The 21837-nt window shown below is 71.7% G+C and carries 18 protein-coding genes; 8 read left to right on the top strand and 10 right to left on the bottom strand.

Annotation, left to right across the window (positions count from 1 at the left end; translation table 11 throughout):
• The first annotated feature begins 52 nt into the window (after positions 1-52).
• The 4 genes from OG594_RS05795 (at position 53) to OG594_RS05780 (ending at position 5965) form a co-directional block, all read left to right on the top strand.
• Positions 53-802 (top strand): TIGR03089 family protein, encoded by a 750-nt coding sequence (locus OG594_RS05795; RefSeq protein ID WP_266595813.1) that lies wholly within the window; start codon positions 53-55, stop codon positions 800-802.
• Positions 803-1005: 203 nt separating this feature from the next.
• Positions 1006-2208 (top strand): LCP family protein, encoded by a 1203-nt coding sequence (locus OG594_RS05790; RefSeq protein ID WP_266602650.1) that lies wholly within the window; start codon positions 1006-1008, stop codon positions 2206-2208.
• Between the two features lie 221 nt (positions 2209-2429).
• Positions 2430-4169 (top strand): LCP family protein, encoded by a 1740-nt coding sequence (locus tag OG594_RS05785; RefSeq protein ID WP_266595811.1) that lies wholly within the window; start codon positions 2430-2432, stop codon positions 4167-4169.
• Positions 4170-4228: 59 nt separating this feature from the next.
• Positions 4229-5965, top strand: coding sequence for an LCP family protein (locus tag OG594_RS05780; RefSeq protein WP_266595809.1), 1737 nt, complete (start codon positions 4229-4231; stop codon positions 5963-5965).
• A gap of 81 nt (positions 5966-6046) precedes the next feature.
• On the opposite strand, the gene OG594_RS05775 is transcribed toward OG594_RS05780, so the two are convergent.
• Entirely contained in the window at positions 6047-7072 is a 1026-nt protein-coding gene (locus OG594_RS05775) for a glycosyltransferase family 2 protein (protein WP_266595807.1), read from the bottom strand.
• A 175-nt stretch (positions 7073-7247) separates the two neighbouring features.
• Between OG594_RS05775 and OG594_RS05770 the strand changes: the two genes are divergently transcribed.
• Positions 7248-8741 carry an LCP family protein gene (locus OG594_RS05770; RefSeq protein WP_266595805.1) on the top strand — a complete coding sequence of 498 codons (1494 nt, stop codon included), beginning with the start codon at positions 7248-7250 and terminating at the stop codon, positions 8739-8741.
• A gap of 21 nt (positions 8742-8762) precedes the next feature.
• Here OG594_RS05770 and OG594_RS05765 read toward each other — a convergent pair whose 3' ends face one another.
• Positions 8763-9299: an acyl-CoA thioesterase gene (locus OG594_RS05765; protein ID WP_030014427.1), complete on the bottom strand. Its 537-nt coding sequence runs from the start codon at positions 9297-9299 to the stop codon at positions 8763-8765.
• 266 nt (positions 9300-9565) lie between these two features.
• Between OG594_RS05765 and OG594_RS05760 the strand changes: the two genes are divergently transcribed.
• Positions 9566-10879 carry an LCP family protein gene (locus OG594_RS05760; RefSeq protein WP_266595801.1) on the top strand — a complete coding sequence of 438 codons (1314 nt, stop codon included), beginning with the start codon at positions 9566-9568 and terminating at the stop codon, positions 10877-10879.
• Positions 10880-10940: 61 nt separating this feature from the next.
• Here OG594_RS05760 and OG594_RS05755 read toward each other — a convergent pair whose 3' ends face one another.
• The 3 genes from OG594_RS05755 to OG594_RS05745 all read right to left on the bottom strand — a co-directional run bounded on the left by OG594_RS05755 (position 10941) and on the right by OG594_RS05745 (position 14075).
• A complete protein-coding gene (locus OG594_RS05755) occupies positions 10941-12023 on the bottom strand; it encodes an NDP-sugar synthase (RefSeq protein WP_266595799.1) in 1083 nt (360 codons plus the stop codon).
• A 104-nt stretch (positions 12024-12127) separates the two neighbouring features.
• The gene (locus OG594_RS05750) at positions 12128-12778 is read right to left on the bottom strand and encodes a hypothetical protein (protein WP_266595797.1); all 651 of its coding nucleotides are present in this window, start codon (positions 12776-12778) and stop codon (positions 12128-12130) included.
• Between the two features lie 124 nt (positions 12779-12902).
• Positions 12903-14075 (bottom strand): acyl-CoA dehydrogenase, encoded by a 1173-nt coding sequence (locus OG594_RS05745; RefSeq protein ID WP_202201300.1) that lies wholly within the window; start codon positions 14073-14075, stop codon positions 12903-12905.
• Positions 14076-14269: 194 nt separating this feature from the next.
• Between OG594_RS05745 and OG594_RS05740 the strand changes: the two genes are divergently transcribed.
• Entirely contained in the window at positions 14270-15613 is a 1344-nt protein-coding gene (locus OG594_RS05740) for a UDP-glucose/GDP-mannose dehydrogenase family protein (protein WP_266595793.1), read from the top strand.
• Between the two features lie 116 nt (positions 15614-15729).
• Here the strand turns inward: OG594_RS05740 and OG594_RS05735 are convergent, their stop codons facing one another.
• The 4 genes from OG594_RS05735 to OG594_RS05720 all read right to left on the bottom strand — a co-directional run bounded on the left by OG594_RS05735 (position 15730) and on the right by OG594_RS05720 (position 19756).
• The gene (locus tag OG594_RS05735) at positions 15730-16791 is read right to left on the bottom strand and encodes a membrane dipeptidase (RefSeq protein WP_266595791.1); all 1062 of its coding nucleotides are present in this window, start codon (positions 16789-16791) and stop codon (positions 15730-15732) included.
• A 138-nt stretch (positions 16792-16929) separates the two neighbouring features.
• Positions 16930-18111, bottom strand: coding sequence for a dipeptidase (locus OG594_RS05730; RefSeq protein ID WP_266595789.1), 1182 nt, complete (start codon positions 18109-18111; stop codon positions 16930-16932).
• Positions 18108-18641, bottom strand: coding sequence for a 5-(carboxyamino)imidazole ribonucleotide mutase (purE, locus tag OG594_RS05725; RefSeq protein ID WP_266595787.1), 534 nt, complete (start codon positions 18639-18641; stop codon positions 18108-18110). Before purE ends, OG594_RS05730 begins: the two co-directional genes overlap by 4 nt.
• On the bottom strand, positions 18638-19756 hold the full coding sequence (locus tag OG594_RS05720) for a 5-(carboxyamino)imidazole ribonucleotide synthase (RefSeq protein WP_266602648.1): 1119 nt from the start codon (positions 19754-19756) through the stop codon (positions 18638-18640). Before OG594_RS05720 ends, purE begins: the two co-directional genes overlap by 4 nt.
• A 218-nt stretch (positions 19757-19974) precedes the next feature.
• Here OG594_RS05720 and OG594_RS05715 point away from each other — a divergent pair, with 218 nt between their 5' ends.
• On the top strand, positions 19975-20511 hold the full coding sequence (locus tag OG594_RS05715; RefSeq protein ID WP_266595785.1) for a GtrA family protein: 537 nt from the start codon (positions 19975-19977) through the stop codon (positions 20509-20511).
• Positions 20512-20545: 34 nt separating this feature from the next.
• Here the strand turns inward: OG594_RS05715 and OG594_RS05710 are convergent, their stop codons facing one another.
• The gene (locus OG594_RS05710) at positions 20546-21811 is read right to left on the bottom strand and encodes an ATP-binding protein (protein WP_266595783.1); all 1266 of its coding nucleotides are present in this window, start codon (positions 21809-21811) and stop codon (positions 20546-20548) included.
• Positions 21812-21837 lie beyond the last annotated feature (26 nt).

The raw sequence follows: 21837 nt of genomic DNA, 5'->3' as shown, positions 1-21837 counted from the left end.
GGAGGAGCCGACGGACCCCGTACGGGGGACGGGCCCGCGTACGCTGTGCCGGGTGAACGCCACTGACCGCACCCCTGCCGACCTGCTGCGATCCGCGCTCGCCGCCGATCCGGGCCGCCCGCTCGTCACCTTCTACGACGATGCCACCGGCGAACGCGTCGAATTGTCCGTCGCGACCTTCGCCAATTGGGTGGCCAAGACCGCCAATCTGCTCCAGGGCGACCTGGGGGCCGAGCCGGGGGACCGGCTCGCGCTGATGCTCCCGGCGCACTGGCAGAGCGCGGTGTGGCTGCTCGCCTGCGCCTCGGTCGGGGTCGTCGCCGAGGTCGGCGGGGATCCGGCCGGTGCGGACCTCGTCGTCAGCGGGCCGGACACCCTGGAAGGGGCCCTGGCGTGCGGTGGTGAGCGGGTGGCGCTCGCCCTGCGGCCGCTGGGCGGACGGTTCCCGCAGCCGCCGGCCGGGTTCGCCGACTATGCGGTGGAGGTACCGGGGCAGGGCGACCGCTTCGCCCCCTTCGTACCGGTGGATCCCGAGGGCCCGGCGCTGGTCGTCGGCGGCGAGGAGCTCACGCACGCGGCGCTGGTGGCCCGCGCCCGCGAGGACGCGGCGAAGCTGGGCCTCGGCGAGGGCTCGCGGGTGCTGACCGGGCTCGGCTACGACACCTGGGAGGGGCTCTCGGCCGGGCTCTACGCCGCGCTGGCCGCGGGCGGGTCCGTGGTGCTGTGCCGGAACCTGGACCGGCTCCCGGCGGACGGGCTGGCGCAGCGCAGCGAGAGCGAGCGCGTCACCCACACCGTCTGATCGCCGCCCGGAGGCCCGTCGCCCACACTGGTGGAGGGCAGGTGCGGGCGATTTGTCACCCGAATGGCCCTTGACGAGCCCCTGTCCCCGGGCTGCTCCGGCGTCCCGGGGGCAGCATCGGCAGTGGCCGTGCTCACCCGTACGGCCGACGGCCCGCAGTCGTAGCGGCGAGGGGACGGACGCCAGTGACGGACAGCGCAGGCATACCGGGCGGCACCGACGCGGCCGGAGGTGCGGGGCGGCCCCCGCGCAGCCGCGGGCGTCGGCGCCGGCTGCTGCGCTGGATCGGCCTCGGGGTGGCCTTCCTGGTCCTGGCGGGCACGGCCACCGGCTGGTGGCTCTACAACAAGCTCGACGGGAACATCACCGAGGACACCTCGGCCACGGCCGAGCTGCGGCGCTACGAGCGCGAGCGCCCGGCGCACCTGGCCACGGGGTCCCAGAACATCCTGCTGATCGGCTCGGACTCGCGCTCCGGCAGGAACAACGCCGGGTACGGGCGGGACAAGGGCACCCAGCGCTCGGACACCACGATCCTGCTGCACCTGCCGCAGGACCGCAGGAGCGCGACCGCCGTGTCGATACCGCGGGACCTGATGACGGAGATCCCCTCCTGCCGGCAGGTGGACGGGAGCCGCACCGTCGAACGGTTCGCGCAGTTCAACTGGGCGTTCCAGTGGGGCGGGGCCGCCTGCACGATCCGTACGGTGGAGAAGTTGACCGGGATCCGTGTCGACCATCACATGGTGGTCGACTTCGGCGGGTTCAAGAAGATGGTCGACGCCATCGGCGGGGTGGAGGTCTGCCTCAAGGAGCCGGTGAACGATGCCGAGGCCAAGCTGCGGCTGGCCGCCGGGCGCCAGACCCTGCGGGGCGAGCAGGCGCTGGGGTACGTCCGGGCCCGCCACAGCCTGGGCAACGGCAGTGACACCGAACGGATGGACCGGCAGCAGCAGTTCCTCGGTTCGCTCGTCAAGAAGGTGCAGAGCAACGGGGTGCTGCTGAATCCGGCGCGGCTGTACCCGCTGCTGGACGCGGCGACCTCCTCGGTGACCACGGACCCGGGGCTGGCCTCGCTGCGCGGCCTGTACGAACTCGTGCGGGGCATGCGGGACATACCGACCGATCAGGTCAAGTTCCTGACGGTGCCCCGCAAGCCCTACGCGCCCGACCCGAACCGGGACGAGCTGGTCGAGCCCGACGCGGCGCGGCTGTTCCAACAGCTGCGGACCGACAAGCCGGTCACGGTCGCCCCGCCGAAGCCCACCCCGAGCGCGGTCGAGGGCGCAAGAGCGGGCACGGACGCCGGTTCGAACACGGACTCCACGGACGAGGGAACCGTCACACCTCAGGTACCCGTCCCTACTTTTACGGGAACCACTGCGGGCAACGCCGACTGCCGGTAAAGCAATCCCAAAAGGCGGTGACCGAACCGAGTGGGATGGGCGGTTCACCCCGTTATAAGGGGAGTGGAATTTGTCACCAGCATGGTTTGCCGCCGAACAGGGCGGATAAGGTGAGCGATCCGGTGCCCGGCCGGATCAGAGACGGGCACCAGCAGCCGGATCGTTGACCGTGCGCCTGGGGGAGGCGCGTCGCGAGGCACCGACGGAGGATTCGAGCAACCGTGGATGCGCAAAGCCGTGGGCGGGCGGACGAGATCGACCCCGCAGACCAGTGGGTGCTCAATCCCCGCACAGGCAACTACGAACTGCGACTGGCCGACTCCGCCGCGCAAGCGCGGCCGAAGGTCACCGCACCCCGCAGATCACCGTCTGCTCCCCCAACCCCCACCGCCCCCTCCCCCGGCGTGCCGAGGCCGCGTCGTGGCGACCCGCCCCCCGGCGGCGGTCGGCGCGGCGGCCGCTCCCGCAAGGACGCGGGCGGCGGTGGACGTCGTAAGAAGGCGCTGGTCATCACCGGCGGTGTGGTGGCGTTCCTGCTGGTCGGCGGTTCCGTGGCGGGTTACCTCTACTACGACCACCTGAACGGCAACCTCAGCGTCACCGACGTGGCGGGCGCGGGCACCGGCGGTTTCAAGAAGGACCAGCCCATCAACATCCTGGTCATCGGAACCGACAAGCGCACCGGCGCGGGCAACGAGAGCTACGGGGACAAGGACAGCGTCGGCCACGCCGACACCACGATCCTCTTCCACGTCTCGAAGGACCGGACCAACGCGACCGCGCTGTCCATCCCTCGCGACCTAATCACCAACATCCCGGCCTGCCCGACGAAACAACCGGACGGATCGACGAAGACGATCGCCCCCGCCAAGGGCGCCCGCTTCAACACCAGCCTGGGCCAGGAGGGTCGCGACGCGGGCTGCACGATGCGCACGGTCAAGGAACTCACCGGCATCGAGGTCGACCACTTCATGATGGCCGACTTCAACGCGGTCAAGACGCTGAGCACGGCGGTCGGCGGAGTACCGGTGTGCCTGGAGAAGGCGGTCAACGACGAAGAGGGTTCCCACCTCAAGCTGGACGCCGGCGAACACCGGTTGGCGGGCGAAGAGGCCCTCGCCTTCGTCCGCACCCGGCACGGCTTCGGCAACAACAGCGACCTCGACCGGATCAGGATCCAGCAGCAGTTCCTGGGTTCGATGATGCGCGAGATGAAGTCGAAGGAGACGCTGACCAGCCCCAAGAAGTTCCTCTCCCTCGCCGAGGCCGCCACCAAGTCCCTCGGCGTGGACTCGGGGATCGGGTCCATCGGCAAACTCACCGACCTGGCGGGCGAGTTGAAGGGCATCGACACGAAGAACATCACCTTCACCACCCTGCCGGTGCTCGACAACCCGGCCGAACCGGTGGGCAAGAAGGCGACCGTCGTCGTCGAACACGCCTTGGCCGATCCGCTGTTGCAGATGATCCGGGGGGACGTCTCGCTCACGGAGGTCGAGAAGAAGGAGCAGGCCGCCAAGGAGGCGGCCGACGCGGACGCGAAGGCCAAGCAGGACGCACTGCTCCAGGGCAACCGCGCGGCCGCGGGGGACGTACGGGTGAGCATCTACAACGGCGGTGGCCCGAAGGGCTCCGCCTCCACCACGCTGAACTGGCTGCAGAACAGCAAGGGCGTGCAGAAGGCCAGCAACGTCGGCAACGCGCCCGAGAAGGTCGGCGCCACGCAGCTGGAGTACGCCCCCAACCAGGCCGACCAGGCCCGGGCGCTGGCGGACATCATGGGCCTGCCCGCGACCGCACTGAAGGTGGGGACGGCGGACGCCTCGGCGAAGACCCCGATGAAGCTGACGCTGGGTCCGGACTTCCAGCAGCCGGGCGCCCCGCTGGCGGCCCCGGTGCCCCAACAGCTGCCCGAGGACGTGCAGCGGGCGCAGGCCGACAAGGCGATCTGCGCCAAGTAACAGGACTCGGCCGGTGACACCGGCACTCTGTTGACCTAGAAGGATCTTGAGGGGGACGTGTGAGGCGCAGCAGCGTGCGAGGAGAGGGGGCGAACGCCCAGGCCGCCGGGGAGATATCCGGCGGCGGGGCGGGCGCGTCCGGCACGGTGCCCCCACAGCGGGGCGGCTCCGGGGCGGGTCGCCAGGAGACGGGCGGCGGTCCCACCCGCAGGCAGGGCCGGCGGCGCGTGCTGCGCTGGACGGCCTCCGTGCTGTCCCTGCTGATACTCGGGACGGCGGCCGCCGGATACCTGTACTACCGCCACCTGAACGGCAGCATCCAGACGGACGCGCTGAACCTCGGTGAGACCAAACTGGGCGGTTCCAAGCCCAACGCCTTCGGGCAGACCCCGCTGAACATCCTGCTGATCGGCTCCGACGCGCGCGACGACGCGGCGAACCAGGCCCTCGGCGGGGCCACGGACACCTTCGACGGCCCGCCGCTGGCGGACGTGCAGATGCTGCTGCACCTGTCCGCGGACCGCAGCAACATGTCGGTCGTCTCGATGCCGCGCGACACGATGCTGATGATGCCCAAGTGCACCGAGCCGGGCGGCAAGGTGCACCCCGCCAGCAAGGGCCTCGTGCAGACCAACGAGTCCCTGCAGCGCGGCGGTCCGGGCTGCACGGTCGCCACCTGGCAAGAGCTGACCAAGATCCCCGTCGATCACTTCATGATGATCGACTTCAAGGGCGTGGTCTCGATGGCGGACGCCATCGGCGGTGTCCCGGTCTGCGTGGAGGAGAACGTCCACTCCCGCACCCGTGACGGCAAGGGCTCCGGCCTGAAGCTGCCCAAGGGCACGAGCGTCATCCAGGGCGAGCAGGCCCTGCAGTGGCTGCGCACCCGCTACGGCTTCGAGGACGGCACCGACATCGGCCGCACCCACGCCCAGCACCAGTACATGACGTCGATGTCCCGCGAGTTCCGCAAGAACGCCAAGCTCACCAACCCGGTGAAGCTCAACAGCCTGGCGCAGGCGGCGATCGAGGCCATGGTCGTGGACCCCGGGCTGAACAAGATCGACAAGCTGTACGACCTGAGCATGGAGCTCAAGAAGGTGCCCCCGGGCCGGATCACCATGACCACCATGCCGTGGGTCTACAGCACCAAGCCCGGCCTGGACGGCCGGGTCGAGCCCATGGCGGACGAGGCCGAGGCCGTGTTCCGGATGGTCCGCGAGGACATCGCGCTCGACGGCAAGGGCTCCGGGACCCCGGCGGAGGGTGCCTCGCCGTCCCCGGGTGCCTCCGCGTCCGCGGGCACGCCGACGCCGGCCGCCCCGAGCACGGCCCCGACCACGGCGCCGACCACTGCGCCGACCACGGCCCCGGCCACGGCTCCCGCGAAGATCGCGGTCACCGTCCGCAACGCCACGAGCGGCAAGGCCGGCGCCGAGACCCGGGTCAAGAACCGGGCGAACGAGGTGGCCTCGCTCCTGACCGGCAAGGGCTTCACCAAGGCCACCGCCGACACCCAGACCGGCGCCGAGGACACCACGGTCGTCCGCTACGCCACGGACGCCCAGGCGGCCGACGCGGGCGTCGTGGCCACCGCCCTGGGCCTGCCCGCCTCCTCGGTGCAGAAGTCCGAGGAGGTCTCCGGGATCACCCTGCTCGTCGGCAAGGACTGGCGGACCGGCGACGCGCCGACCCCGCCGCCGCCCGCCCCGACCGTGGCCCCGACCTCGGCCCACGCGCTCAACGGCGACAACGAGGGCGCCTGCATGGCGATCCAGCCGGGCTTCACCTGGTAGCGCGCACGCGAACACGCGAAAGGGGCCCGGCCCGGAGGCCGCGACGGTACGCAACCTCCGGGCCGGGCCCCTTCGTACGTCTCAGACCTGCGAAGAGTCCCGCTGCACGGCCGGACGGCGGCTCGCGATGACCTTGTTCGCCAGGGCCCGCGGGCTGGTCAGGAAGCCGAAGCCCCAGGACAGGTGCATGGTCGCCAGGGCGACGGGGATCTGCGCCCGGGCCTTGATCCCGAGCCCCTTGCCCGCCGGTACGGAGCCCGCGGTGATCGCCGCGAGGTAGCCGGCCGGGAGGGCGAAGCCCCAGGGGGTGACGGTCGCGCCCACGACCGCGCTCGCGGCGAGCGCGCAGACGAGGGTCGGCGGGGCCAGGTAGCGCAGGTTGATGGAGCCCGAGTGGTAGCGGGCCACCACGTGCCGCCAGCGCCCGTAGTCCTTGTACTGCTTGGCCAGGGCCCGTACGGAGCGCCGCGGACGGTACTGGACCATCAGCTCCGGCGAGAACCAGATCAGACCGCCGGCCTCGCGGATGCGGAAGTTCAGCTCCCAGTCCTGGGCGCGGATGAACTCCTCGTTGTAGCCGCCCTGCTGCTCCAGCGCCTCGCGGCGGAAGACTCCGAGGTAGACGGTCTCGGCCGGTCCCGCCTGGCCGCCGGTGTGGAACGGCGCGTTGCCGACACCGATCTTCGAGGTCATCGCGGCGGCGACGGCCTCTTCCCAGGCGTTCTCGCCCTCGGCGTGCATGATGCCGCCGACGTTCTGGGCGCCGGTCTCCTCCAGGAGGCGCACGGCGGTGGCGATGTAGTTCGGCGAAAGCATGCCGTGGCCGTCGACGCGCACCACGATCGGGTGACGCGAGGCCTTGATGGCGGCGTTGAGCGCCGCCGGGGTCCGGCCGGTGGGATTCGGGACGGTGTGGACTCGGGGATCCTCGGCGACGAGTTCGGCGGCGATCTCGTCGGTGCGGTCCGTGGACGGCCCGAGTGCGATCACCACCTCCATCTCGCCCGCGTACTCCTGCTCCAGGATGTGGCGGACGGAATCGCGGAGGTAGTGCTCCTCGTCGAGCACCGGCATGATCACCGAGACTGCGGGCTGCTGGGTGGGCATGTGGTCCTTCAAGGTCGGGTATCGGTGTCACGTTACCGCGTACGGGGGAACCGGGTGCGCGCCGAGCGACCGGTAAGGACAGCTGCTGATCGTATGGGCCTACTGTTCTGCCGAATCGGCCGATCCGGTCAGTGCCCCGGCCGGTCTCCCTGCTGCCCCCGCGGAGGTGTCCACCGTGCCCCAGCCGCACCGTCCCGCCCGTCCTGACGGGCCGCCCCGGCCGCAGCGCGTCCGACGCGGCGACGGCGGCCGCGCCCGGCACCGGGACGGGCGACCCCGGTGGGGCGTACGGCTCGCGGCCGGGCTGTCGGTGGCGGTGCTCGGCTCCGGTGCCGTCGGGCACGCCGTGATGACCGGTCTGGACACCGGGATCGAGCGGGTGGACCCGTTCAAGGACATGAAGAACCGCCCGCAGGCCGGACACGGCCTCAACTTCCTGCTGGTGGGCACCGACGGGCGGGAGAAGGTCTCCCCGGAGGAGAAGCGCGAGTACCGCCTGGGCGGCGCCCCCTGCCACTGCACGGACACGATCATGCTGGTGCACCTGTCGGCCGACAAGGAGCGGGCCAGCGTGATCAGCCTGCCCCGCGACAGCTACGCCGAGGTGCCCGCGCACCGGGACCTCGTCACCGGCAAGGCGCACAAGGCCCACCCCGTACGGCTGAACGCGGCGTACGCGGAGGGCGGGCCCAACCTGACCGTGCGGACCGTGGAGAACATGACCCGGGTGAAGATCGACCACTACCTGGAGGTCGACTTCACCAGTTTCATGAAGACGGTCGACGCGATGGGCGGCGTGGAGATCTGCACGGCCAAGACCATGCGGGACCGCAACACCGGACTCGACCTGCTGCCGGGCAACCACCGCCTCAGCGGCGGACAGGCCCTGCAGTACGTGCGCTCGCGCCATGTCGACGGGGCCTCCGACCTCGGCCGGATGCAGCGCCAGCAGCGGTTCATCGCCGCCCTGATCAAGCAGGCGACCGGGGGCGGGGTGCTGCTGAACCCGGTGAAGTTCAAGGAGGTCAGCTCCACCCTCCTCGGGTCCGTCCGGGCCGACAAGGACTTCGGCTCCGAGCAGATGCTGGCCCTCGGGCAGGCGATGCGGGACTTCACCCCGTCCTCCTCGGAGTTCGCCTCCGTGCCCATCGGCAGCCCCTCCTTCCCCGTCAAGGGCATCGGGTCCACGGTGAAGTGGGACGAGCCGAAGGCGGCCAAGCTGTTCGAGGCGCTGCGCGAGGACCGGCCGCTGGCCCCCGCCCGGCCCGGGAAGGCCGCCGGCGGCCCGCCCGCGGCGGTGCCCGTGGACGTGCCCCCGCGCCAGGTCCGGGTCCAGGTGGAGAACGGCACCCGGATCGACGGAATGGGCGGCCGGGTGGACGCCGCGCTGCGCGCCACCGGCTTCGACACCACCCGGGCCCCGGGCAACGGGGCCAGCCGCGACGTCAAGCGCACGGTGATCACGTACGATCCGCGCTGGGACCGCTCCGCCCGCTCGGTGGCGACCGCGCTGCCGGGCAGCGAGCTGCGGGCGGTGGCGGGCCAGGGCCGGACGGTGGTGGTGATCGCGGGCGCGGACTACCGCAAGGTGGTGCCGGTCCGTGCCGAGGACCCCTACCAGGGCGCCTTCGGGGTGGTCACCGGCGACCAGGTGGTCTGCGGGAACTGAGGGCCCGGGACGGTCTCGACGTCAGTCGTCGAAGCCCTGGGCGGCCCGCTCCTCGCGCAGCGCCATGATCGCCTGGCGGCGGGCGAGCCGGTGGGTGCGGCGGATCTGGGCCTCCTGGTAACGCCGTTCGTCCTGTTCCGTCTCCGGGAGGACGGGCGGGACCTCGCGGGGCTTGCCGTCGGCGTCGACCGCGGCGAAGACGAGGTAGGCGGTGCCGACCTGGGTGGCGGGGGTGGACTCGTTCCACCGCTCCGCGAGGACGCGTACGCCGATCTCCATGGAGGAGCGGCCGGTCCAGTTGCACTGGGCCTTCACGTGGACGAGGTCGCCCACGCGCACGGGCGCGAGGAAGGCCATCTCGTCCATGGAGGCGGTGACCGCCGGGCCGCCGGAGTGGCGGCCGGCCACGGCGCCCGCCGCGTCGTCCACCAGCTTCATGATCACGCCGCCGTGCACCGTGCCGAGGAGGTTGGTGTCGTTGGCGGTCATGATGTGGCTGAGGGTCGTCCGGGAGGCTGCGGTGGGCTTCCCGGGCAGCTCGCCCGGTATCTGTGTCATACGGACACCTTAGGGGGTGTCCCGTCGATCGGGCCTGATCAGGCAGCGGTGCCCGGGCGTGCCCCCGCGAGGCCCGGGAGGGAGTGACGCGGGGCGTCGGGGACCGACGGGAAGACGGCGAGCGGGCGCGCCGGACGCCGCGGGGACGGCCCGGCCGGCAGGACGCCGTCGAGATGGCTCACGGAGGCATCAGCTCTGCAACAGCAGCGGAACGGAATGCGGACCGGGCTGTCGGAGCACGCACCCGGGCAGGCATTCTTGGGCGCATGAATGACTGGCCAGAAGGTCGTGACGACGCGTACGGGCGCGGCAGCGCGCAGCCGCAGCCCGAGGGTGTGCAGCGGATGCGCCACATCCAGCGGCAGCCGCAGCAGCAGCCCCGGCCCGCGCAGCCCCCGCGCCCGCAGCGCCCGGCGGGCCCGCCGCCCGCGTACGGCGTACCCCCGCAGCAGGCGGGCGGCCACGACACGTACGGCGGTTACGACAGCGGCTACAACACCGGCCAGGTCTACGGGGCTCCGCAGGGCGGCGCTCCGGGCGAACCGGGGGGTCCCGGCGGGCCGTCCGGGCCCGGCCGCCCCGGGCGGGCGCCCGGTCCCGCGCCGGACTGGCGCAAGCGGATCAAGGTCGGCTCGATCGTGCTGGTCTCCGCGCTCCTCGTGACGTCCGTCGCCACGTACTTCTGGGCCGACTCCAAGGTGCGCCGCGAGGTGGACCTCTCCAAGGTCATCGAGCGCCCGAAGGAGGGCGACTGCACCACGTACCTGATCGTGGGCTCGGACAGCCGTGAGGGGATGTCCGACGAGGAGAAGAAGAAGCTCCACACGGGCTCGGCCGAGGGCAAGCGGACCGACTCGATGATGATCCTGGCGAAGTGCTCCAGCGGGAACACCATGATCTCGCTGCCGCGCGACTCGGACGTGGAGATCCCCTCCTTCGTCGGCTCCCAGTCCGGCAAGACGTTCCCCGCGCAGGGGCGGCGGGTCAAGCTCAACGCCGCGTACGCGGAGGACGGCCCCGAGCTGCTCGTGCGGACGGTGGAGCACAACACGGGCCTGCGCATCGACCACTACGCGGAGATCGGCTTCGCCGGCTTCGCGAACATCGTGGACGCACTGGGCGGCGTGGAGCTGAACATCGAGGAGGGCTTCAAGGACGAGAAGTCGGGCGCCGACTTCAAGGCCGGCAAGCAGACCCTGAACGGCGAGCAGTCCCTGGCCTTCGTACGGACCCGGTACGCCTTCGCCGAGTCGGACCTCCAGCGGACGAAGAACCAGCAGAAGTTCCTGTCGGCGCTGGCCAGCCAGGCCGCGACGCCGTCGACGATCCTCAACCCGTTCGCGCTCTACCCGATGCTGGGCGCGGGCCTGGACACCCTCATCGTGGACAAGGACATGGGCCTGTACGACATGGGCCAGATGTTCTTCGCGATGAAGGGCGTCAACGGCGGTGACGGCGTGTCGATGAACATGCCGATCTCCGGCCAGCGCGGCGGCAACCTCGTCTGGGACAAGGCCAAGGTGCAGCAGTTGGTGAAGCAGATCCAGAACGACGAGAAGGTCACCGTCCGCGGCAACTGACGGCGGCGCACCCGGCCCGCGCCCGGCCCGCGCCCGGCCCGCTCCCGGCCCGCTCCCCGGATCAGGCGTCCGGGGAGAAGCGGACGGCGGCGGCGGGCAGCTGCGCGTCGCACCACACGCGGGCGCCGCCGCGCAGTTCGTTGTCGGCCCCCACGGTGGCGCCGTCGCCGATGACGACGGCGTCGAGGACGGTCCGCGCGCCGACCGCGGCGCGGGCGCCGATCAGGCTGGCGTTCACCTGGGCGTCCGGGCCGATGACGGCGTCGTCGAGGACGATGGAGCCCTGGACGACCGCTCCGGCCCCGATCCGGGCGCCCGCGCCCACGACGGTGCCCCCGGAGAGCTTGGCCCCGGCGGCCACCTCGGCACCGGGCAGGACCAGGGACTCGCCGCGGCGTCCGGGGACGGCCGGGGAGGAGACCACGCCGCGTACGAGGTCGGCGGAGGCCTGGATGATCGACTCGGGCTTGCCGAGGTCCATCCAGTAGGTGTTCTCGGTGACGCCGTGCAGCTTGGCCCCGGCGGCGAGCAGGCCGGGGAAGGTCTCGCGCTCGACGGAGACCGGGCGGCCGGCCGGGATGGAGTCGATCACGCTGCGGCGGAAGACGTAGCAGCCGGCGTTGATCTGGTCGGTGATGATCTCCTCGGGGGTCTGCGGCTTCTCGGTGAAGGCCAGCACCCGCCCCTCGGAGTCGGTGGGGACCAGGCCGAAGGCGCGCGGGTCCTCGACCCGGACCAGGTGCAGGGAGACGTCGGCGTCGGCCGCCTCGTGCGACTCGACCAGCCCGGCGATGTCCAGGCCGGTGAGGATGTCGCCGTTGAAGACGAGGACGGAGGAGTCCGGTCCGCCGGTCAGGCGCTCTCCGGCGTTGCGGATGGCGCCGCCGGTCCCGAGGGGCTCGTCCTCGACCACGTATTCGAGGCTGAGGCCGAAGTCGGATCCGTCGCCGAAGTAGGGCTCGAAGACCTCGGCGAGGTAGCAGGTGGCCATCACGATGTGCGTGACACCGGCGGCGGCGGCCCTGGCTATCTGGTGGGCGAGGAACGGGACGCCGGCCGTGGGGACCATCGGCTTGGGCGTGTTCACCGTCACGGGTCGCAGGCGCGTCCCTTGTCCGCCGACCAGCAGGATCGCTTCCGTCATTGCGTTCTCCCCAACCGATTCCGGCGTACGAAGGTCCAAATTTAGCCCATGCGGGTGCCCCCCACGGGCGAGGTGTGCGTCCGCCTGCGTCGCAGGCCAGGGCCTCAGGCGGCGAACGGGTTCGCGTGGCCGGGCAACTGCTGCCCCGGGCGCAGGAACCGCTGCCCGCCCCGCTCGTCGCGCACCGCGAAGAACCCGGCTTCCGTCAGGCGCCGGGACAGCTTCTCCCGGCGGATCTGACCCGCCTTCAGCGCCACGGTGAGGATCACCACGAGGCTCCCGCCGGAGGCCACCGCCTCGATCGGCGGGCCGGTGGCGAGCAGGACCGCGGTCACGAGCACGCAGGCGAGGTAGCACAGCACCTTCTGGCCCCGGCTGGTGACGAAGCGGGCCGCGAGGTCGAAGGCGATGAGGTCCTTCAGCACGGCCACGGCGTCGGCCGCCTCGGGGACGGGCTTCAGCGACCCCGGCGCCAGCCCCGGCACCGTCCCGCCGGTCCCCGCCCGCGGATGGGCGGTGAGGGTGGCCGCCTCGCGGGAGCGCGCCTCGGGACTCGGGTCCCGGTACATCCGCAGGAGGATGAGCGAGTCCTTGTACCCGGTCGCGCGCGCCGCGCCGTACACGTAGCCGTACTGCTCCGCCACGTGCGCGAGGGCGGCCGCCTTCGGGCGGGAGCCCTGCGGGCCGATCTCGATGACGTCCTGCTGACGGGCGATCTGCCGGAGCATCCCCGATACCTGACGTTCTGCGGACATCCCGCTCCCCCCTGAACCCCGCCCCCGGGGCCGACCGGCGCACAGCCTAGGGTGCGCCGCCGGCCACCTCGCACGTGACCCCCGGCCGTGCGCCGGGAGCCACGCGTTTCGGCGGGGCGGGGCCCTACGGCAGGTTCCTCGCCATGACGATGCGCTGAACCTGATTCGTGCCTTCATAAATCTGCGTGATCTTGGCATCGCGCATCATGCGCTCCACCGGGTAGTCACGGGTGTAGCCGTAGCCGCCGAGGAGCTGGACGGCGTCCGTGGTGACCTCCATGGCCACGTCGGAGGCGAAGCACTTGGCCGCGGCGCCGAAGAAGGTCAGGTCTTCCTTGTCACCACCGGCGGAGACGCGCTCGGACTTCGCGGCGGCCGAGTAGGTCAGCTGGCGGGCGGCCTCGATCTTCATGGCCATGTCCGCGAGCATGAACTGCACGCCCTGGAAGTCGCCGATCGGCTTGCCGAACTGCTTGCGCTCCTGGACGTAGCCCTTGGCGTAGTCCAGGGCGCCCTGGGCGATGCCGAGCGCCTGGGCCGCGATGGTGATGCGGGTGTGGTCCAGGGTCTTCATCGCGGTGGCGAAGCCGGTGCCCTCGGCGCCGATCATGCGGTCGGCGGGGATCCGGACGTTGTCGAGGTAGACCTCGCGCGTCGGGGAGCCCTTGATGCCGAGCTTCTTCTCCGGGGCGCCGAAGGAGACGCCCTCGTCGGACTTCTCGACGACGAAGGCGCTGATGCCCTTGGAGCGCTTCTCGGGGTCGGTGACGGCCATGACCGTGTAGTACTCGGAGACGCCCGCGTTGGTGATCCAGCGCTTGACGCCGTTGAGCACCCAGAAGTCCCCGTCGCGCACGGCGCGGGTCTTCATGCCGGCGGCGTCGGAGCCCGCGTCCGGCTCGGAGAGCGCGTACGAGAACATCGCGTCGCCCTTGGCCAGCGGGCCCAGGTACTTGGCCTTGAGCTCCTCGGAACCGGAGAGGATCACCGGGAGCGAGCCGAGCTTGTTCACGGCCGGGATGAGGGAGGAGGAGGCGCAGACGCGGGCCACTTCCTCGATCACGATCACGGTGGCGAGGGCGTCGGCACCCGCGCCGCCGTAGGTCTCGGGAACGTGGACGGCGTGCAGGTCGCTGGAGACCAGGGCGTCCAGGGCCTCCTGCGGGAAGCGGGATTCCTCGTCGACCGCGGCGGCGAACGGCAGGATCTTCGCCTCGGCGAGCGAGCGGACCGACTCGCGGAGCATGTCGTGCTCCTCGGCCGGGCGGTACAGGTCGAAGTCGGCAGAACCCGCCAAGATCTCTCACTCCCCAGGGTGATGCGTGATGCTAACTACCGTTAAGTAACCCAAGCCTAATGGTCCGGTCACGGATGGCGATATGGACGGACCACGTGAGATGGGTGACAGCGGCGGTCTCCTGGGGAACGTCCCCGCTGGTGGGCCCGACTATGCTCAGTGGCCGCAAACGGCCCCGCACCTCTGGAGCACCCATGGCCCCCCTCAAGATCACTGTGATCGGCACCGGATACCTCGGTGCGACCCACGCCGCCGCGATGGCGGAGCTGGGATTCGAGGTGCTGGGGCTGGACGTGGTGCCCGAGAAGATCGAGATGCTGGCCTCGGGCCGGGTCCCGATGTACGAGCCCGGGCTGGAGGAACTGCTGGCCAAGCACGTGGCCGGGCTGCCTGGCTCGACCGGCCGGCTGCGCTTCACCACCTCCTACGAGGAGGTCGGCGCCTTCGGCGACGTCCACTTCGTCTGCGTGAACACCCCGCAGAAGCACGGCGAGTACGCCTGCGACATGTCCTACGTGGACTCCGCGATGGCCTCGCTGGCCCCGCACCTGACGCGGCCGGTCCTGGTGGTCGGCAAGTCCACGGTGCCGGTGGGCTCGGCGGAGCGGCTCGCGGTGAAGCTCGCGGAGCTGGCCCCGGCGGGCGCGGACGTGGAGCTGGCCTGGAACCCGGAGTTCCTGCGGGAAGGCTTCGCGGTGGAGGACACCCTGCACCCCGACCGGATCGTGATCGGCGTCCAGGGCGAGCGCGCCGAGAAGCTGCTGCGGGAGGTGTACGAGACGCCGATGTCGGAGGGCACCCCACTGGTGATCACCGACTTCCCGACCGCGGAGCTGGTCAAGACGGCCGCGAACTCCTTCCTCGCCACGAAGATCTCCTTCATCAACGCGATGGCGGAGGTGTGCGAGGCCGGCGGCGGCGACGTGGTCAAGCTGGCCGAGGCCATCGGCTACGACGAGCGGATCGGCGCGAAGTTCCTGCGCGCCGGGATCGGCTTCGGCGGCGGCTGCCTGCCCAAGGACATCCGGGCCTTCATGGCGCGCGCCGGTGAGCTGGGCGCCGACCAGGCACTGACCTTCCTGCGCGAGGTCGACTCCATCAACATGCGGCGTCGCGGGCACATGGTCGAGCTGGCCCGGGAGGCCGTGGGCGGTTCGTTCCTCGGCAAGCGGGTCGCCGTGCTCGGAGCCACCTTCAAGCCGGACTCCGACGACGTGCGGGACTCCCCCGCGCTGAACGTGGCCGGGCAGATCCACCTCCAGGGCGGCCAGGTCACCGTCTACGACCCCAAGGGCATGGACAACGCCCGCCGGGTCTTCCCGACCCTCGGCTACGCGGACTCCGCGCTGGCGGCGGCCCGGGGCGCGGAGGTCGTCCTGCACCTCACCGAGTGGCGCGAGTTCCGTGACCTCGACCCGGCGGAGCTGGCCGGTGTGGTGACCGACCGCCTCGTCCTGGACGGCCGCAACGCGCTGGACCCGGTGCGGTGGCGTGCCGCGGGCTGGACGTACCGGGCGATGGGCCGGCCGCGAGCCTAGCCCTCCGGCCGGGGTGGGGTGCGGATACGGGGTGCAGTGCGGCGCCGTTGCCGGGGCGCTGCCCCGGACCCCGCGCCTCAATCGCCGGCGGGGCTGAGTTAGCCGGTGGGGCTGAGCTAGCGGCGGTGGGCGGCGGCGCGGGAGGTGAATTCGGCGTCGCGCAGGACCCGCTGGGCGTTGCCCCAGGTCAGCAGGGCCACCTCGGACTCCGGCCAGCCGCGTTCCAGGAGCTCCGCGATGAGCCGCGGATAGCCGGAGGGGTCGGTCAGGCCCGTCGGACGGGGGTGGCCCGGTCCGGTGCCGAAGGTGGCGCCGAGTCCGACGCCGTGCGGGCCCGCGATGGCCCGTACGTGGTCGAGGTGGTCCGCCACCGCGTGCAGGGAGTCCCCGGTGCGCGCGGTGTCGAAGGTGACCATCGCCAGGCCGTTCGCCTCCCGCAGCGCGGCCAGGACCTCGTCGGTGACGTTCCCCGGATGCGGGTTCAGCGAGGCCGCTCCCGTGTTCGAGATGATCACCGGCGTCTTCGAGGCCCCCGCGATCCGGCAGGCAACCGCCGGTGCGCAGCCCGTGAGGTCCAACAGGATCGCCAGCCGGTTCGCCTCGCGGACCACCTCGTGGCCGAAGGCCGTCAACTCCTCCTGCGCCCAGGGCGCTCCCGCGGGCGCGAGGATCCGTACGCCCAGCGCGTGGAAGGCCCGCAGTGCGCCCAGCGATCCGGTCAGCGTGCGGCCGGGCACCGGACCCAGGAACGAGGCGATGCGGCCCCGGTTGCGGGCGTCCGCCAGGTCGCCGGCGCTGAGGGCCAGGCAGAGGCTGTTCGGGTAGCTGCGCATCAGGGTCAGCGCCGTGTCGATCTGGTCCAGCGTGTCGGAGAGCACCTGGTCACCGGGGGCGTCCTCGGACGCCCGCCCCGACGGCACGAGCAGGGACCAGAACTGGGCCCCCACTCCCCCGGCGCGCAGCCGCGGGATGTCCGTGTCCACACCCGTGTCCGAGGTTTCGATGTCGTGGTACGGGCTCTGGTGCAGCGTCCGGACCAGGGTGTTGCAGCCGTCGGCCACGGGATGGACGGCCAGCAGCGCGACGGCCCGGTCGAGGGCGCCCGCCGCCACCGCGGGTGCGGGGAGGTCTTCGGCTCCGATGCCCACGGAGTGGGGTTCATCCTGCAGGTCGGCCATGGCGTTCGCTCCGGTCTCGGCGGCAGCAGGGAAGAGGTGGTGCCACCGTGACACGCGGGACGGCAGAGCCGCCCGGCGGACGCAGCGTTCGAGTGACCCGCAGGTCGCCCTGTCACCGCGCGCCGGGCACCGCTTCCGCTACCGGATCACCGCGTTCGACGGGCCCCGGGAGGCCGACAGGTCGCGGGCCACCGACTCCGCGTCGCGCAGCACCCGTACCGCGTTGGTCCAGGTCAGCTTCGCCAGATCGGCCTTCGACCAGCCGCGCGTGAGCAGCTCGGCGACGAGGTTCGGATAACCCGCCACGTCGTCCAGGCCGGACGGGGTGAAGGCCGTGCCGTCGTAGTCCCCGCCGATGCCGATGTGGTCGATGCCGGCCACCTCGCGCATGTGGTCCAGGTGGTCGGCCACCGTCGCGGCCGTGGCCACCGGGCGCGGGCGCCCCTCCTCGAAGGCCCGGTGCAGGGCCATCGCCTCGGGGGTGGTGTCCAGGTGGTGGAAACCGTGCGCGCGCAGGTTCTCGTCCGCGGCCAGGGTCCACTCGACGGCCGCCGGGAGGATGAACTTCGGCACGAAGGTGGCCATCGCCACCCCGCCGTTGCCCGGCAGCGTCGCCAGTACGTCGTCGGGGATGTTGCGGGGGTGGTCGCAGACCGCCCGCGCCGAGGAGTGCGAGAACACCACCGGTGCGGCCGAGACCGCGATCGCGTCCCGCATCGTCGTCGCCGCGACGTGCGAGAGGTCCACCAGCATGCCGACGCGGTTCATCTCGCGGACGACCTCGCGGCCGAAGTCGGTCAGGCCGCCGTGCCGGGGCTCGTCGGTCGCCGAGTCCGCCCAATCGATGTTGTCGTTGTGCGTGAGCGTCATGTACCGCACGCCCAGCTGGTGCAGGGCGCGCAGGGTGGCCAGCGAGTTGTTGATGGAGTGGCCGCCCTCGGCACCCATCAGCGAGGCGATCCGGCCGTCGGCGCGGGCCGCCTCCATGTCGTCCGCCGTCAGCGCCCGCACGAGGTCGCCGGGATAACGGTCGATCAGCTGGGCGACGACGTCGATCTGCTCCAGGGTGGCGCTGACCGCCTCGTCACCGGCGTAGTCGGAGCGCACGTACACGGACCAGAACTGCGCGCCGACCCCGCCGGCGCGCAGCCGCGGGATGTCGGTGTGCAGGTGGGCGGACTGGTCGCCCGCGATGTCCCGTCGCGCCAGGTCGTAACGCACCTGCTCGCGCAGCGCCCAGGGCAGGTCGTTGTGGCCGTCCACGACGGGGTGTTCGGCCAGCAGCTCGCGCGCCTCGTCCAGACGCTGCGCCGCGCTCACTTTCCGAACCCGAAGGACTCCGCGTTCGCGACCTTCGTACGCAGCCGCTTGCCCTTCTCGGTGGCCTGGTCGTTGAGCTCCTGCTGGAAGTCGCGCATCCGGACCAGCAGCTCCGGGTCGTGGGCGGCCAGCATCCGTACGGCCAGCAGGCCCGCGTTGCGCGCCCCGGCGACCGAGACGGTGGCGACGGGAACCCCGGCGGGCATCTGGACGATCGACAGCAGCGAGTCCATGCCGTCGAGGTACTTCAGCGGCACCGGCACGCCGATGACCGGCAGCGGGGTGACCGAGGCGAGCATGCCGGGCAGGTGGGCGGCGCCGCCCGCGCCCGCGATGATCGCCTTCAGCCCGCGGTCGGCGGCCCGCTCCCCGTACTCGACCATCTCGCGCGGCATCCGGTGGGCGGACACGACGTCGACCTCGTAGGGGATCTCGAACTCGTCGAGGGCCTGGGCGGCCGCCTCCATGACGGGCCAGTCCGAGTCGGAGCCCATGACGATGCCGATGACGGGGGCTGCGGTGGTGCTCATGCGGTGACCGTTCCTCTGAGGTAATCGGCAGCGTGACGTGCGCGCTCCAGCACATCGTCCAGGTCGTCGCCGTAGGTGTTGACGTGGCCGACCTTGCGACCGTGTTTCACGTCCTTGCCGTACATGTGGATCTTGAGCTGGGGGTCGTGGGCCATGCAGTGCAGGTACGCCGCGTACATGTCGGGGTAGTCCCCGCCCAGCACGTTCGCCATGACCGTCCACGGGGCGCGGGGGCGCGGGTCGCCCAGCGGAAGGTCCAGGACCGCGCGCACGTGGTTGGCGAACTGGGAGGTCACGGCCCCGTCCTGGGTCCAGTGACCGCTGTTGTGCGGACGCATCGCCAGCTCGTTGACGAGGATCCGGCCGTCGGTGGTCTCGAACAGCTCCACGGCCAGGTGGCCGGTCACGCCGAGTTCCTTGGCGATGCGCAGGGCGAGGGCCTGGGCCTCGCCCGCGAGGGCCTCCGAGAGGTTCGGGGCCGGGGCGATCACCGTGTCGCAGACCCCGTCCACCTGGCGGGACTCGACGACGGGGTAGGCCACCGCCTGGCCGTGCGGGGAGCGGACGATGTTGGCCGCGAGCTCGCGGACGAAATCGACCTTCTCCTCCGCGAGGACCGGGACGCCCGCCTTGAAGGGGGCCGCCGCGTCCTCGGGGGTGCGGACGAACCACACCCCCTTGCCGTCGTACCCGCCCCGCACGGTCTTGAGGATGACGGGGAACCCGCCGACCTCTTCCGCGAAGGCGGCCACGTCGTCCGGACCGCTCACGATCCGGTGGCGGGGGCTGGGCGCGCCGATCTCGTCGAGCTTGGCGCGCATCACCCCCTTGTCCTGGGCGTGTACCAAAGCGTCGGGCCCCGGGCGGACGGGGATGCCGTCCGCTTCCAGGGCCCGAAGGTGCTCCGTGGGTACGTGCTCGTGGTCGAAGGTGATCACGTCACAGCCGCGCGCGAAGGCGCGCAACGTCTCCAGGTCGCGATAGTCGCCGATGACGACATCGCTCACGACCTGGGCCGCCGAGTCCTGCGGAGTGTCACTGAGGAGCTTGAATCTGATGCCGAGGGGGATGCCCGCCTCGTGGGTCATGCGGGCGAGCTGGCCGCCGCCGACCATACCGACTACCGGGAACGTCACTCCTCCAGGGTATCCGCCGGTATTCGGCCATCAGGACCCGCATGGACACGGCCCCGGCCCGATCCGCCCGTGTGCCGTGCGTCGCAGGGTGCGGGAAGGCACAGACGTAGCGCAGGGGGGACACTTAGCATGGGTGGGTTGACGGAGAACACCGGACGCCCCGTAAGCGGGCGGTGACCGACAGGACTGACCTACTGATGAGCACGCCTGGCGGATCTGTCGTCGAACGTGTACGCGGCCTCGTACGAGAGGTGGCCAAGTTCGGGGCGGTCGGCGGTCTGGGCGTCCTGGTCAACCTGGGTGTCTTCAACCTGATCCGCAACACCACCGACCTACAGGTGGTGCGCGCGAGCGTGATAGCCACCGTCGTGGCCATCGCCACGAACTACATCGGCTTCCGCTACTTCGCCTACCGGGACCGCGCCAAGAGCGGCCGTACCCGCGAGCTGGTCCTGTTCGCCGCGTTCAGCGGCATCGGCCTGGTCATCGAGAGCGGTGTCCTCTACACCGCCACCTACGGGTTCGGCTGGGACGGCCCGCTCGCCAGCAACGTGTTCAAGTTCATCGGCATCGGGACCGCCACCGTGTTCCGCTTCTGGTCGTACCGGACCTGGGTCTTCAGGGCCCTGCCCGCGCCGGTGGAGCCGGCCGAGCCCATGCCGGAGCCGGCGCCCCTGCCGAAGCCGGACCGCAGGCCGGAACCGATCCCCGAGCCGGCACCCGCGAACAACTAGCACCGCTCGGCCGACAAGATCCGAAAGAGGCGACCTAGCGGACCGTGGCCTGCGGTTCGGCCCGTTCCGGGGCCGTCCGGCTGAGGAACAGCGCGAACACCGGCGGCTGCGTCTGGAGCAGCTCCAGGCGTCCGCCGTCCGCCTCCGCGAGGTCCCGGGCCACCGCGAGGCCGATCCCGGTGGAGTTGCGGCCGCTGATGGCCCGCTCGAAGATCCGGTTGCCGAGGTCCGGCGGGACGCCCGGTCCCTCGTCCGTGACCTCCAGCACCGCCTGGTTGCCGATCACCCGGGTGCGCAGCGCGACGGTGCCGCCGCCGTGCATCAGGGCGTTCTCCACCAGGGTGGCCAGCACCTGCGAGACCGCGCCCGGGGTGCCGACGGCCCGCACGCCCTGGCGTCCGGAGCGCACGATGGCCCGGCCCGCGCTGCGGTAGGCCGGCCGCCACTCCTCGACCTGCTGCTTGACGACCTCGTCCAGGTCGAAGGGGACCGCCGAGCCAGTCCGCGGGTCCCGCGAGTTCGTGAGCAACCGCTGCACCACGTCCGTGAGCCGCTCCACCTGGGTCAGGGCGATCGTCGCCTCCTCCCGCACGGTCGCCAGGTCGTCGGTGACCGTGATCTCCTCCAGCCGCATGGAGAGGGCGGTGAGCGGGGTGCGCAGCTGGTGGGAGGCGTCCGCGGCCAGGCGCCGCTCGGCCGTCAGCATCCGGCCGATCCGCTCGGCGCTGGAGTCCAGCACGTCCGCGACCCGGTCCAGCTCGGGGACCCCGTACCGCTTGTGCCGGGGCCGCGGGTCGCCCGAGCCGAGCCGCTCCGCCGTCTCGGCCAGGTCGGTGAGCGGGGAGGCCAGCCGGTTGGCCTGCCGTACGGCGAGCAGGACGGCCGCCACGACGGCCAGCAGGGCCACTGCGCCGACCACGGCCAGGGTCCGCCCGACCTCGCGGGTCACGGTCGAGCGGGACTCCTCGACGACCACGACCTCGCCCTGCTCCCCGCGGGCAATGCCGCGGATCACGCTCTCTGGGATCGGGGCGCCCACGTCCACGGCCGGCTGGCCGGGGACGGTGATCCGCGCGTGGTGGCCGGCGTCCAGCTGCTCGCCGAGGGCCACGGGGTCGATCGGCTTCTTCTCCAGGACGTTCGCCTCGACGATGCCCACGAGCCGCAGCGCCTCGGACTCGATGCGGTCCTGGGCGCTGCTGGTGATGGTCCGGGTCTCCACGATGACGAGGGAGACCCCGAAGACGGCGATCACGACGAGCACCACGGCGAGCGTGGAGTTGATGAGGCGGCGGCGCATGCCCTAGAGCATGCCCCAGGTGGGGC

This window comes from Streptomyces sp. NBC_01214, assembly GCF_026340975.1.
In the GTDB taxonomy this organism is placed as follows: Bacteria; Actinomycetota; Actinomycetes; order Streptomycetales; family Streptomycetaceae; genus Streptomyces.
The sequence above is the reverse complement of the archived record's forward strand: the minus strand, read 5'-3'. Positions and strand labels throughout refer to the sequence as shown.